The following is a 14,058-nucleotide window of genomic DNA, read 5'->3' as shown; positions in this document are numbered from 1 at the left end:
TCACCTCGTCTCTTCTTCTCGCTCCTTTGCACGCAATTGCCCACATGCTGCATCAATATCTGAACCTTGCTCACGACGAATTGTTACATTCACACCATTGTTTTTTAACGTACGTTCAAAGGCAAAGATTTGTTCACGTGGAGTGCGAACATAATCTCGTTCAGGTACATAATTAACTGGAATTAAATTAACATGACACTTTAGGTCTTTAATTAAGGCAGCTAGCTCCTCAGCATGTTCAACCTTGTCGTTCACCCCACCAAACAACCCATATTCAAACGTTATTCTGCGACCAGTTTTCTCAATATAATATCGAATTGCATCCATTAAGTCTGGTAGCTTATATGCCTTATTAATCGGCATTAAGCGCGAACGAATTTCCATATTAGGAGCATGAAGCGAAATCGCAAAATTAATTTGTAAACCTTCATCAGCAAAATCATAAATCCTTGGAATAATTCCACTTGTCGATACGGTAATATGTCGTGCACCTATATTGATGCCTTTATTGTCATTTATAATTTTTAAGAAACTTAACATGCTCTTATAATTATCAAATGGCTCACCGATCCCCATAATTACAACAGAGCTTACACGCTCTCCTAATTCATCCAAAGCTTGTTGTACTTTGACAACTTGTGCAACAATTTCACCAGACTCCAAGTTTCGTTTGAGGCCTCCAAGTGTTGATGCACAGAATGTACAACCGATTCGACATCCAACTTGCGTCGTTACACATACAGAATTCCCGTATTCATGACGCATTAATACCGTCTCAATCGAATAACCATCTTTCATTTCAAATAAAAATTTAATCGTTCCATCTGTTGCTGTTTGTTGAACGATTGTTTTTAACGTTGTAACCTCAAACTCATTCGACAAACGCTCACGTAACCCTTTTGATAAATTTGTCATTTCTTCAAATTGTTTAACTCTCTTTTGATAAAGCCATTCAAAAATTTGAGTGGCACGGAATTTCGGTTCTCCCCACTCTTTTAATTTTTCTTCAAGTTCATTAAATTGAAGAGAGTAGATTGAAGGTTTATCTGAGAGCTCAACTGAGTCTATTGTTGTTTGTAATTTTTCCATACTTGTTATACCTTCTTTCGTAAAGTTGCAATGAAGAAACCATCACTATCATATTCATGTGATAAAATTTGAATTTTACCACTTTCACAATGTTCTCGAAGTACTGCTGGCATTCGACTAGATAATGTAGTATCTAATTCAAATTCAGCATGCTTACGAAGAAATGTTGAAATAACTTGGTCATTTTCTTCTAAATCAATCGTACATGTACTATAGACAAGCAGTCCACCTTTTTTTACAGTTTGGGAAGCTGCTTCAAGAATATCAAGCTGGATGTTTGCTAAACGTTGCACATCTTCAGCTGTTTTTGCATATTTCAAATCTGGCTTACGACGCATAACACCAAAACCACTACAAGGCGCATCTACAAGCACCCGCTCAAATGATTCTGGTCCAAATTTCTCATGAAGTTTACGACTATCTCCTTGCATAGCATTCACATTATCTAACCCTAGTCGATGTACTTGTTGAGCTATTAATTTTACTTTATGATCATGTAAATCAACAGACATGACACTTCCTACACCTAACAAACGTTCAGCAATATGTGCTGTTTTTCCACCTGGGGCAGCACAAGCATCAAGAACAGTTTGTCCAGGTTTTATGTCTAAAGCTCTTGCTACAAGCATAGAACTTTCATCTTGAATACTTAAATACCCCTCTTTAAATGCTGTGGTTTTTGCTACATTACCAGATTTTATAACAATCGCATCTTCTGATAGGAGTCCCTTCTCTGCTTCAATTCCAGCTTGTTTAAGCATCGTTAACACTTCAGAAACCGTTGCTTTTTGAATATTGACCCTTGCTGTATTTGAAGGTGGAAGAAGGTTTTGTTCACACATGTCTCTCGTAATTTCTTCTCCGTATTGTTGGACCCATTTTTCAACTAACCACTTTGGATGACTAGTTGCGATACTGATTCGTTCAATTGGATCTGATATCTTTTCAGGATCAGCGATGCCAGTACGTTGTATATTTCTTAACACACCATTAACCATTCCGGAAATTCCTCGATGACCTTTATGTTTTGCAATTTCGACTGCTTCATGGATAACAGCACGTTCTGGTACTCGATCAAGATAGACCATTTGATACAGAGATAATCTTAATAACTGTCGTACCCACGGTTGTAGTTTCTTAGCCTTCGTTAAAAATGGGGAAAGATAGTAATCAAGTGTTAACTTTCGTTGAATTGTACCGTATACAATTTCTGTTAATAACGCTGCATCCTTACTATTCAAACGAGATTTCTCAATTGCTTGATTTAGCAGTAAATTACTATAAGATTGATTTTTTTCAATTTTATCTAAGATGTCGAGGCAAACTGATCGAACATTATTTTTCATCATGATCTCCTAACACAGTACCCACTTTCAGGTTTGCACCAGAACCGAGCAAATAATCTTTTGTAGTCATTCTTTTCTTACCAGAAGGTTGAATTTCTGTAAGTTTAATCGCTGTATGATTACCAGTAGCTACAATAATACCATCTTCATCACGTGCAATTATTTCACCTGGTTGACCAGATACAGATGATGGTAATTTTTCTCCCCACCATACTTTCATAACCTTCCCAGCAAGTGTCGTAAATGCAACAGGCCAAGGTCTAAGACCACGGATGTGATTATAAATTTCTTCTCCTTTTTTTGTCCAATCAATCTCCTCTTGCTCTCGTTTAATATTCAATGCAAATGTAACTTCTTGTTCTTCTTGTTTTTGTGGTTGTATTTCACCTTTTAACAACTGAGGTATTGTTTCAAGTAATAACTTTGCACCAGCTTCACTTAACTTATCATGAAGACTACCGACATCATCTCGTTCATCAATCGGTACTTCGACATTTGAAAGCATATCACCAGCATCAAGCTTCTCAACCATATACATAATGGTTACACCTGATTTCTCATGTCCTTCTATAATTGAATAATGGATCGGCGCTCCTCCACGTAACTTAGGTAGAAGTGATGCATGTACATTAATACAGCCGAATTTCGGAGCCTCTAACAGCTCTTTTGGTAAGATTTGTCCAAAAGCTGCCGTTACAATTAGTTCTGGCTCGAAATTTAATACTTTATCCAGTTCTTCTTTATTACGAATTTTTTCAGGTTGCAACACTGGTATACCATGTTTTTGTGCTTCTACCTTTACTGGCGGAGGTGTCATAACACGCTTTCTACCCTTTGGTCTGTCAGGCTGTGTCACTACTGCTACAACCTCATAGCCTTCAGTAATTAGTTGTCTTAACACCGGAACAGAAAAGTCCGGCGTACCCATAAATACAATCTTTGTCATATCGAATACCATCCTTTATATTCGTCGATCATTTCTTACTTTTCTTGCCTAAAAATTAAATAAGTAAAACGGTCACTTTATAACGATCTATACTATACACTTTATCTTACTATTTCTTATTTCTTCTATATTTTCACATCATCATGTATGGATTCAAATCAATTGAAACTTGTAACTCTGAACGACTAATTTCTTGCTTATAACGTTCCATTATTGCATGCAACGCCTCTAGTAAATTCGGTTCACTTTTGTATTTTATCATGCATTGATAACGATATCTATCTTTCACCCTTGCAATAGCTGAGGTAACTGGGCCAAGTATAATCGCCTGACTTGATAATTGAGACCTTAAAAACTCTGCTATTTTGTCTGTCACTCCTGCAGCTTTTGTTACTTCAGGATGAGAAACAGTGATAAGAGTTATGTAATAATATGGTGGATATTGCACACGTTTCCTCAATAACATTTCTTGTTCATAAAAACGGTCAAAATCGTGTTGAGCCGCAGCTGTTACACTATAATGTTCTGGAGTGTACGTTTGTATAACAACTTCACCAGGTAACTTATGACGACCAGCTCGACCACTTACTTGAGTTAATAATTGAAACGTCTTTTCTGAAGCACGAAAGTCAGGAATATGTAACATTGCATCTGCTGCTAGTACACCAACGAGTGTGACATCTGGAAAATCTAATCCTTTCGCTATCATTTGTGTACCAAGCAAAATATCTGCCTTCTTCTGTCCAAATGCAGTTAATAACTTCTCATGAGCACCTTTTTTACGAGTTGTATCTACATCCATTCGAATAACCTTTGCTTCAGGTAATACCTTTGCTAGCTCTTCTTCTACCTTTTGAGTACCTGTTCCAAAAAAACGGATATGTTCTCCACTACATTCTGGACATACTGTTGGCATTGACTGTTCATATGAGCAATAATGACACTTCAGTTGGTGTCCCCGCTTGTGATACGTTAAGGAAATATCACAATGTGGACATTCAATTACAAACCCACAATCACGACAGATGACAAAAGTCGAAAAACCACGTCGATTCAAAAAAAGTACCGATTGTTCTCCTCTTTCTAAACGATCTTTCAATTGATCAAATAGACGTGTTGAGAACATTGAACGATTGCCGCTATGCAATTCTTCCCGCATATCAATAATTTCAACTTTCGGCATTTCCCTCGCTTGAATACGTTTTGTGAGTGATAACAGTTTGTATACACCTTTTTGCGCACGTGCAAACGATTCTAACGCTGGAGTCGCACTACCTAAAATAACAGGACATCGATGGTACTCTCCACGATATATTGCTGCATCTCTCGCATGATAACGTGGATTCTCTTCTTGTTTGTAGCTTGATTCATGTTCTTCATCAATTATGATAATTCCTATATTTTCAAAAGGAGCAAAAATGGCGGAGCGCGCCCCTACTACAACCTTTACTTCCTTACGTAAAATTTTACGCCACTCATCATACTTTTCACCTGCAGACAGCGCACTGTGAAGGACAGCTACTTGATCACCAAAACGACCTTTAAAACGTTCGACCATCATTGGAGTTAGAGAAATTTCCGGAACGAGCACAATTGCTTCTTTGCCTTGTTCAAGAACAGCTTCAATCGCTTGAAGATATACCTCTGTTTTCCCACTGCCTGTTACTCCATATACAAGAAAAACCTCATGTTTATTGTTCTCAACTGTTTCATTTATTGGATTTAACGCTCGTTGCTGTTGTTCTGTTAAATCAAGCCGTTCTGTTTTCTTAAAAGTACGATTTTGAAAAGGGTCACGATAAACTTCCTCAGATGTTTCCTTCAACAACCCTTTCTCAATTAGTGCTTTAACTGGAGCATCTGTAGTGTTTAACGTATTTACTAATTGTGCCAGCGGAATAGCATTGGGATTCTCTATAAAATATTCTACTACTTGTATTTGTTTTTTCGCATGTTTAGACAGCCCTTGCATGCCTTGTGTTAATTTCTCTGTTGATACAGGTTCAATCGTTCGGATCGTTTTTTTCTTTGTATGTGCTTTCGTTACATAAATAATTTCAAGCAAATGTAAACTAACCGCACGCTGAACATCAGTTATAATACCCTTTACTTGCTCTATTTCCTTCCATTTCACTATACGCTGGTCTTTGAAAAATGGTCTTAGATTATCTGGTAAATCGTTTAGTTCCGAGCAATCAGCCAAAGTGATAACTTTTTCATATTTTGATTTCATTGCAGCAGGAAGCATCGCTTGTAACGCTGAAATTCTGAAGCACAACGTTTGATCAGCTAACCAATAACTCATCTTTAATAGTTCTTCATTAATAACAGGTGTAACATCAAGAAATGATTCAATTTCTTTCAGCTTCCCTACATCAGTTGTATCTGTTACATCAACGATAAATCCTTGCACCTTTCGTGGCCCAAAAGGTACGATTACTCTCATTCCTCGCCTTGCTGTCTCAGTCCATAGAGCTGGAATAAGATAATCGAATGGGCGATCTGTCTGATTAGAGGCGACATCAACGATTACTTTCGCGATTTTCATACTCCACTTCCTCAAGCAATTGTTCAACTTCTTTTAATATTTCAATTGACGCCTGCTCTTTTGTTAAGAGAGGCAAAACTTTATTAATCCCGTTCCGATTAAAAATCGAAATACGATTCGTATCTGTTGCAAAACCAGCATCTTTCTCACTAACATTGTTCGCAACGATGAGATCTGCGTTTTTCGATTGTAACTTTTTCAACGCATATTCTTCAAGTCGTTCCGTTTCAGCTGCGAACCCTACTAAAATTTGATTCATTTTTTGTTGACCTAGTGTCTTTAAAATATCCTGAGTCCGTTCAAATTCAATTATCATCGAACCATCTTTTTTCTTCATTTTTTCATCATAAACTTGTCTTGGACGATAATCAGCTACAGCAGCTGCTCCTATTATAACTTCACTCGCATTTGCATGTTCCATCACAGCATCGTACATCTCTTGAGCTGTATTCACATTAATAGTTTTTACATTTGAGGGTGGAGTTAAGTTTGTTGGACCAGATACAAGTATTACATTAGCACCTAACTTACTAGCAGCCTGAGCTAGAGCATAGCCCATTTTTCCAGACGAATGGTTTGTAAAAAAACGAATCGGGTCGATTTTCTCACGTGTTGGACCAGCTGTAATTAATACGTTCCTACCTTTCAATGGTTGTTTTTCTTTTTCATTAAAATAACTACTGATAATTGCAGTAATCTTCTCTGGTTCTTCTAATCGACCTTTCCCAACATAACCACACGCTAAATATCCCTCACTTGGTTCAATGAATTGAATCCCTCGCTCATACAAACGATTAATGTTGTCTTTAACTGCTTGGTGGTCATACATATGAACATTCATTGCAGGAGCAATCCATACAGGTGCAGTAGTAGCAAGTAATGTTGTCGTAATCATGTTATCGGCAATTCCATTTGCATATTTCCCAATAACATTTGCTGTTGCAGGAGCTACAACAACGAGGTCAGCCCAATCTGCTAAATCAATATGGGCTATCCCTTGTGGGTCCTTTTCATCAAACGTGTCCGTGTAAACGTGTTGACGTGACATGGATTGAAACGTTAAAGGTGTTACAAACTGTTGTGCAGATTCACTCATGAGCACCTTCACTTGAAAACCGGCTTGGGTAAGTTTACTGACAAGAGCAACTGCTTTGTAGACCGCAATGCCTCCAGTTACACATAATAAAATATGTTTTCCGTTCATACTGCTCTCTTCCTCTCTCTACTTTGTATATCAGTTCAAAATTAGTTCATTTACATGTTAATAGAAATAGAGAAACTCGATTTCTACACCTTATAGACCAACAAGCATATCATCTAAAACCGTGATGAAAGCTGAAAAAAATAACAACCTAAATGAACTAGGTTGTTATTCTAAAGAAATTTATTCATTCTCTCTCAAAAAATAAAGCTTTCCTTCGTTAATTTCTTCAAGTGCTGTACCGACAAACTTCTTTGAAGTTGGACGAGCAACTAATGGATTACCATCGTTTTGAATTTCGCGAGCACGTCTTGATGAAACAGTAACAAGCGTATATTTTGAATTGATTTTCTTCATCAACTCGTCAATGGAAGGGTTCAACATTTTATTCTACCTCCAGCAATTTTCTATATTGTTTTTCAACACGTGTTCTGCGGAAATGCTCAGCGTGAACAATCGCTTCTACACGTTCAACTGCATGTTCTACTTTTTCATTTACTACTACATAATCATAGGCGTTCATCATCTCAATTTCAACCTTTGCAGCTGATAAACGATTATTTACTAAATCTTCGGTTTCCGTCCCACGTCCTAAAATGCGATTTTTTAATTCTTCTAGGCTAGGTGGAATTAAAAAGATAAATACTGCTTCTGGAAATACTTTCTTCACTTGCATCGCACCTTGCACTTCAATTTCCAGAAAAACATCTTGACCTTCGTCTAATGTTTGTTCTACATAGTCAATCGGTGTTCCATAATAATTGCCTACATATTCAGCCCATTCCAGTAACTTATTGTCTTTAATTAACTGTTCAAAGTCTTCCCTTTTCTTGAAAAAATAATCACCACCATCAATTTCACCTTCACGTGGCGAACGTGATGTCATTGAAATTGAGTATTGCAAGTGGGTATCCCTCTCAAAAAGCGCTTTTCGGACTGTGCCTTTTCCAACACCTGAAGGCCCAGAAAGCACGTATAAAATCCCTCTTTGCTTAATCATTATTGCACTCTACCCCTCTTCAGATATATCATCTTTATTTGCTAGACGTTGAGCAACCGTTTCAGGCTGAACAGCAGAAAGAATAACATGATCACTATCAGCAATGATAACAGCTCTCGTTCTACGACCATATGTTGCATCAATTAACATGTTGCGCTCGCGTGCTTCAGTGATAATTCGCTTAATGGGAGCTGATTCTGGACTAACAATTGAAATAATGCGGTTTGCAGAAACAATGTTACCAAACCCGATATTTATTAACTTAATCCCCATGCAGGTTATCCTCCTAAATGACAAGTTCACATATCATGACGAACTCAACAACTTAAATTATTCGATATTTTGGACTTGTTCTTTGATCTTTTCAAGCGTGCTCTTAAGTTCAACCACTTGCTGACTTATAGTGACATCGTTGGCTTTTGCTCCGATGGTATTCATCTCTCTATTCATTTCCTGACATAGAAAATCAAGTTTTCTTCCTACAGAGCTATCTGATTTTAACGACTGTTGAAACTGCCCAATATGGCTTCTCAATCGAGTCAGTTCTTCAGAAATATCAGCTCTATCAGCAAAGAGTGCCACTTCTGTCAATATGCGTCCTTCATCCATTTCAATCGTACCTGTGGTGAATTCTGTAACTTTTCTAAGTAATTTTTCACGATACTTAACTTCTACTTGATTAGCGTATGTAAATAAGTTTGTTACAATATTATTAATAGTTAGCAGCCGTTCTGATATATCATCGGCCAATGAATAACCTTCCTTTTGACGCATTGAAGTTAGTTGTTCTGCAGCAGCTTGAGTCGTTTCCAGAAAAATATCTTCTAATTGTGCTATATCGTCTTCTGTCTCATTAACGATAAATAAATCTGGATAGTGTACAAACTGGTCTATTGACACGTCACCATCAAGCTCAAACTTCTTCTTCGTTTCTCTTAATGCTGTGTGAAATTGCTCAGCTAATGCCCAATCTACTTCCAAACTTTTTGTTGTAACGCTGCTTCCTTCTATCGTTACAAATATATCAACTCGACCTCGTTGTACATGCTTTTTTACAATGCGCTTCATTTTGTCTTCAAACATTATAAACTGTCGTGGTATTCTAACCGCAATTTCACAAAAACGGTGATTAACAGATTTCATTTCAACTGTAACTGTCATAGTATCGGTTTGTGTTTTATAACGTCCATAACCTGTCATACTTACAATCATCATATCACATCCACTTTTCTATTCTATATAATTTTAGCAAGTTGGACAAGTATCGAAAAGGAATCTGCATATTTTCAATTATTTTTTCCATATCATTTATCTGAACTAAATGGACTTTCCCCTATATTCATCCAAACATAACATGCGCTGGAATAATAAATATTCCAGCGCATGTTTTTATTTATTCGATAATAACTTACCAGCGAAAACGAATGTCGGTATACCTGCAAGTCCAAGGATTAATAACCAATCATGAGCCGCTAATGAAACCGTATGGAATATTGGTTGAAGTGGCGGATAGTAAATTACAGCCATCATAAGCAGTATTGATGAAACGACAGCAAATAAGAGATACACGTTACCAAATGGGTTCCGATGATATACAGAATAATCACTTCTACAATCAAACACGTGGATCAGTTGAGCCATAACAAGAGTTGCAAATGCTGCTGTCTGTGCGTGTATTAGTTCATTCTGTCCTCCGCGATACGTAAATAAAAATACGAGCAATGTTACGAGTCCAATTAAAAAGCCTCTACTCAACACCTTCCAGCCTAGTCCTCTGGAAAACACTCCTTCCCTAGGATGACGTGGGTTTCGTTTCATAACATCACCTTCAGGTTTATCCATTCCAAGTGCCATCGCAGGAAGACCGTCTGTTACGAGATTTACCCATAAAATCTGAATAGGTACAAGAGGTAATGGTAATGCCATTAACATCGCAAATAACATCACCAAAATTTCTCCTACGTTTGATGCCAGTAAATAACGTATAAATTTCCGTATATTTTCATAAATGTTCCGTCCTTCTTTTATCGCTTCTTTTATTGTAGCAAAATTGTCATCCATTAAAACTAACGCTGAAGCTTCTTTAGCTACATCTGTTCCTGTTGTTCCCATCGATATCCCTATATCAGCCGCTTTAATTGCAGGTGCATCGTTCACCCCGTCACCTGTCATTGCAGTAATATGTCCTCTTTGTTGCAGTGCTTGCACAATTTTTAATTTATGTTCAGGTGAAACACGTGCAAATACATATACATCTTCAACAACATCTTCTAATTCATCGACTGAAAGCTGTGATAATTCATAACCATCCATCACTCTTCCACCAGGTGGAAGAAGATCTAAAGATGAGGCGATCGCTGTAGCAGTGATTGCATGATCACCAGTAATCATGACAGTCTTAATCCCAGCCTCACGACACTCACGAATGGCATTTTTTACCTCTGGTCGAGGTGGATCAATCATACCGAATAACCCAACAAAAATTAGATCTTTTTCTAAAGAATTTATCGTGTAAGACTCATGCTTAGATCGAAGAGGTTTAAACCCTACGGCAATTGTGCGTAATGCTTGCCCTCCCATTGATTCGATCGATCCTTCAAGTGATTTCTTAATTTTGGCTGACATCGGTTGCTTACGTTCGTGCCACAACGCCCATTCACTTTTCTGTAAGAGAATATCAGGCGCACCCTTCGTCACAACATATCGGTCTCCGTTCTCATCTTCAACAACCATACTCATCATTTTTCGTTTTGAATCAAATGGAAACTCATGTACTACCGTATATTGTTCTAATAATGGTTCACGACTCAACCCTGCCTTCATAGCTGCGACTACAAGAGCACCTTCAGTTGGGTCTCCATCTAAGACATACTCTGCATTTTTTTCAGCTATATTTGCATGGTTAACTAATAATCCAAATGAAAGCAGTTGTTGAAGGGCTTTCTCTTGTGAGACACGAATTTCCGTTCCACCATTAAAAAAACATCCTTCTGGCTGATAACCGGTGCCAGTTACAGACCATTTTTTACCTGATGCATAAATCGTTGTAACTGTCATTTTATTTTGTGTCATCGTACCTGTCTTATCTGAACAAATTACACTGGCACAACCTAACGTTTCAACAGCGCTTAGTCTTCGTACAATCGCTTTTCGCTTAATCATGCGTTGTACCCCTAATGAGAGTGCAACTGTAACAATCGCAGGCAAACCTTCTGGTATCGCTGCAACTGCTAACGAAACTCCGGCCAGAAACATTTTATACATGTCATGTCCTTGCATGATCCCTAATGCAACAACTAGTACGGTTAACCCTAGTGCGCAAACGATAAGAATTTTACCTAACTGCTCGAGCCTACGTTGCAGAGGTGTCACTTGTTGTGGTGCTGATTCCAACAAACCTGCAATTTGTCCCATCGCCGTATTCATACCCGTGCCAATAACGATACCTACTCCACTACCTCGGGTTACAAGCGTTCCCATAAAGGCAATGTTAGCTTGGTCACCAAGTTCCACTAAATCTCCTTCGATTCGTTCTACTTGCTTTGAAACAGGTACTGACTCTCCAGTTAAGGCTGACTCTTCAATTTCAACACCATCCGATCTTATCAGCCTTAAGTCAGCACCAATTCGACTTCCACTTGTGAACTTGACAATGTCACCGACAACTAACTCTTGTGATGGAACCTTCCTCCACTCTCCATCTCGTAACACTGTTGTTTGTGGTGATGATAGTTGTTTTAGCGCTTCAAGAGATTTTTCAGCTCGACGTTCCTGATAATAGCCTAGTAAGGCATTCAAAAATATGATCGCCGATATCGCAACAGCATCTATGTATTCTCCGAGCAAACCTGAAATAAACGTTGCGACTAGTAACACAAACACCATAAAATCTTTAAATTGTGAAAGAAACAAAGATAACGCAGACACCTTTTTTCCTTCAGCTAGTTGGTTATAACCAAATTTACTAATACGCTTTTTCGCTTCGCTTTCTGACAAGCCATTTTGCTTATCCGTATGAACAAGTTCCTCGACCGCGTCTACATCACTTTCATACCATTTCATTCTCTACACCTCATACCTTCACCTACTCAATAATTGTAATTTTTCTTAACCTCTATCACATACATATTCAGACAAGCTGTAAAAAATGCTATACTAGCTACACTGTGAGGTGATTGATATGTCTTTTGACGGTATCGTAACAAAAGCAATGACAAAAGAGCTTAACGAAGAATTAGTCAGAGGAAAAATCAGTAAAATTTATCAACCGAATAAATATGACTTAATTGTTCATATCCGTGTACATGGTAAGAAAAAGCAGCTTATCTTATCTGCTCATCCTACTTATTCACGTATTCATTTAACGAATGAAACATATGGAAACCCAGAGCAACCACCGATGTTTTGTATGATGATGAGAAAACATATCGAGGGAGGAATAATTGATAAAGTTCATCAAATTGAAACTGAACGTATCATTATTATTGATATTCGCTCGCGAAATGAAATAGGTGATGAATCAAAAAAACAACTTATTATCGAAATTATGGGACGTCATAGTAACATTGTTCTCGTTGAATCAGAAAAAGAAAAAATCATTGAGAGTATTAAACATATTACACCAGCTGTTAGCCGTGAACGTTCAGTAATGCCAGGTCTTTCATACGAACGTCCACCTTCACAACATAAAGTCAACCCTTTTGAAGCTAATGAAGAAGTATTTTTAAAGAAAATGGATTTCAATGCTGGAAAAGTCGATATGCAAATCGTTCAAAATTTCGCTGGAATTTCGCCACTATTTGCAAAGGAAGCAGTTTTTCTAGCTGGGTTAGCTAATCGTACGAATCTACTTCAGCATTTTTTTAATTTGATCGAGAAAGTACGTCATGATGAAATTGCACCTCAAATTATTCAAACAGAAACGAAGGAATTGTTTTATGTATTACCATTGACACACCTTCAAGGTGAATCACGTACATTCCCGACGATAAGCGCTATGTTGGATCGATTCTATTATGGAAAAGCAGATCGTGACCGAATCAAGCAACAAGCAAATGATCTCGAGAAATTCATTCGAAATGAAAAAAAGAAAAACGAAAAGAAGATTATTAAACTTGAACGCACATTAGAAGACTCGAAGAAAGCAGACATCTATCAGTTACGCGGAGAACTACTTACAGCGAACATGCATTTGATTTCACGCGGTGATAAAGAAGTCGAAGTGATAAACTACTATGATGAACAAGGTAGTACGGTTACAATTCCTTTGGACGTGCAGAAGACACCTTCAGAAAATGCGCAAAGTTATTTTCAAAAATATAACAAATTGAAAAATTCAGTGTCCGTCGTTATCGAACAAATTGAAAAAGCAAAACAAGAAACAACGTACTTTGATACAATCATTCAACAAGTAGAGTCCGCTTCATGGAAGGATATTGAGGAAATTCGTGAAGAACTAATAGAAGAAGGTTATTTAAAACGTCGTTCACAAAATAAAAAACAGAAGAAGAAAAAGAACATCGAACTTGAACAATACATTTCTAGCGATGGCACTGACATATATGTCGGTAAAAATAATAAACAAAACGAATTTCTTACCAACCGCTATGCCAATCGGACAGATACGTGGCTACATACGAAAGATATCCCTGGTTCACATGTGGTCATACGTGCTGAAGATCCAAGTGAAACGACACTGCATGAAGCAGCTAATATCGCAGCTTATTTTAGCAAAGCGAAACAATCAAGCTCAGTACCCGTTGACATCACACTAGTTAAGCATGTTAAAAAACCTTCTGGTGCAAAACCAGGATTTGTCATCTATGATAATCAGAAAACAATTTTTGTGACACCTGATGAAGATTTAATTTTAAAACTTAAGAAATAGAGCCCCATTTCCTGCTTAAGTAGCTACTTTATAACAAATAT

At 37.5% G+C, this 14,058-nt stretch carries 11 protein-coding genes; 1 reads left to right on the top strand and 10 read right to left on the bottom strand.

Going from position 1 to position 14,058, the window contains the following annotated elements; translation table 11 throughout:
• From rlmN to BFG57_RS17135, 10 genes are all read right to left on the bottom strand, one after another.
• Complete coding sequence (rlmN, locus tag BFG57_RS17180) at positions 1–1,089, bottom strand: dual-specificity RNA methyltransferase RlmN (protein WP_069718730.1); 1,089 nt, start codon at positions 1,087–1,089, stop codon at positions 1–3.
• A 5-nt stretch (positions 1,090–1,094) separates the two neighbouring features.
• A complete protein-coding gene (gene rsmB / locus BFG57_RS17175; protein ID WP_069718729.1) occupies positions 1,095–2,435 on the bottom strand; it encodes a 16S rRNA (cytosine(967)-C(5))-methyltransferase RsmB in 1,341 nt (446 codons plus the stop codon).
• A complete protein-coding gene (gene fmt, locus BFG57_RS17170; RefSeq protein ID WP_069718728.1) occupies positions 2,425–3,381 on the bottom strand; it encodes a methionyl-tRNA formyltransferase in 957 nt (318 codons plus the stop codon). The genes rsmB and fmt overlap by 11 nt, the downstream gene beginning before the upstream one ends.
• A 133-nt stretch (positions 3,382–3,514) precedes the next feature.
• On the bottom strand, positions 3,515–5,929 hold the full coding sequence (priA, locus tag BFG57_RS17165) for a primosomal protein N' (protein WP_069718727.1): 2,415 nt from the start codon (positions 5,927–5,929) through the stop codon (positions 3,515–3,517).
• Entirely contained in the window at positions 5,904–7,133 is a 1,230-nt protein-coding gene (gene coaBC / locus BFG57_RS17160; protein ID WP_069718726.1) for a bifunctional phosphopantothenoylcysteine decarboxylase/phosphopantothenate--cysteine ligase CoaBC, read from the bottom strand. The genes priA and coaBC overlap by 26 nt, the downstream gene beginning before the upstream one ends.
• A 180-nt stretch (positions 7,134–7,313) precedes the next feature.
• Positions 7,314–7,514, bottom strand: a complete 201-nt coding sequence (gene rpoZ / locus BFG57_RS17155) for a DNA-directed RNA polymerase subunit omega (RefSeq protein WP_069718725.1) — start codon at positions 7,512–7,514, stop codon at positions 7,314–7,316.
• A 1-nt stretch (position 7,515) separates the two neighbouring features.
• The gene (gene gmk / locus BFG57_RS17150) at positions 7,516–8,127 is read right to left on the bottom strand and encodes a guanylate kinase (RefSeq protein WP_175428386.1); all 612 of its coding nucleotides are present in this window, start codon (positions 8,125–8,127) and stop codon (positions 7,516–7,518) included.
• Positions 8,128–8,139: 12 nt separating this feature from the next.
• On the bottom strand, positions 8,140–8,403 hold the full coding sequence (gene remA, locus BFG57_RS17145) for an extracellular matrix/biofilm regulator RemA (protein ID WP_069718723.1): 264 nt from the start codon (positions 8,401–8,403) through the stop codon (positions 8,140–8,142).
• A gap of 57 nt (positions 8,404–8,460) precedes the next feature.
• Positions 8,461–9,342, bottom strand: a complete 882-nt coding sequence (locus tag BFG57_RS17140) for a YicC/YloC family endoribonuclease (RefSeq protein ID WP_069718809.1) — start codon at positions 9,340–9,342, stop codon at positions 8,461–8,463.
• A 177-nt stretch (positions 9,343–9,519) separates the two neighbouring features.
• Positions 9,520–12,192 carry a cation-translocating P-type ATPase gene (locus BFG57_RS17135; protein WP_069718722.1) on the bottom strand — a complete coding sequence of 891 codons (2,673 nt, stop codon included), beginning with the start codon at positions 12,190–12,192 and terminating at the stop codon, positions 9,520–9,522.
• Positions 12,193–12,310: 118 nt separating this feature from the next.
• On the opposite strand from BFG57_RS17135, the gene BFG57_RS17130 reads away from it, so the two are divergent.
• Complete coding sequence (locus tag BFG57_RS17130) at positions 12,311–14,017, top strand: Rqc2 family fibronectin-binding protein (RefSeq protein WP_069718721.1); 1,707 nt, start codon at positions 12,311–12,313, stop codon at positions 14,015–14,017.
• Positions 14,018–14,058: the final 41 nt, after the last annotated feature.

The sequence above is a fragment of the Bacillus solimangrovi genome, from assembly GCF_001742425.1.
Taxonomy (GTDB): Bacteria; Bacillota; Bacilli; order Bacillales; family Bacillaceae_N; genus Bacillus_AV; species Bacillus_AV solimangrovi.
This window is presented reverse-complemented; position numbering and strand designations above follow the sequence as displayed.

Excerpts from the sequence above, each read along its gene's own strand:
- rpoZ (WP_069718725.1), bottom strand. The coding sequence starts at position 7,514 with ATGTTGAACCCTTCCATTGACGAGTTGATGAAGAAAATCAATTCAAAA.
- BFG57_RS17140 (WP_069718809.1), bottom strand. The coding sequence starts at position 9,342 with ATGATTGTAAGTATGACAGGTTATGGACGTTATAAAACACAAACCGAT.
- BFG57_RS17130 (WP_069718721.1), top strand. The coding sequence starts at position 12,311 with ATGTCTTTTGACGGTATCGTAACAAAAGCAATGACAAAAGAGCTTAAC.
- coaBC (WP_069718726.1), bottom strand. The coding sequence starts at position 7,133 with ATGAACGGAAAACATATTTTATTATGTGTAACTGGAGGCATTGCGGTC.
- BFG57_RS17135 (WP_069718722.1), bottom strand. The coding sequence starts at position 12,192 with ATGAAATGGTATGAAAGTGATGTAGACGCGGTCGAGGAACTTGTTCAT.
- priA (WP_069718727.1), bottom strand. The coding sequence starts at position 5,929 with ATGAAAATCGCGAAAGTAATCGTTGATGTCGCCTCTAATCAGACAGAT.
- rsmB (WP_069718729.1), bottom strand. The coding sequence starts at position 2,435 with ATGAAAAATAATGTTCGATCAGTTTGCCTCGACATCTTAGATAAAATT.
- rlmN (WP_069718730.1), bottom strand. The coding sequence starts at position 1,089 with ATGGAAAAATTACAAACAACAATAGACTCAGTTGAGCTCTCAGATAAA.
- remA (WP_069718723.1), bottom strand. The coding sequence starts at position 8,403 with ATGGGGATTAAGTTAATAAATATCGGGTTTGGTAACATTGTTTCTGCA.
- fmt (WP_069718728.1), bottom strand. The coding sequence starts at position 3,381 with ATGACAAAGATTGTATTTATGGGTACGCCGGACTTTTCTGTTCCGGTG.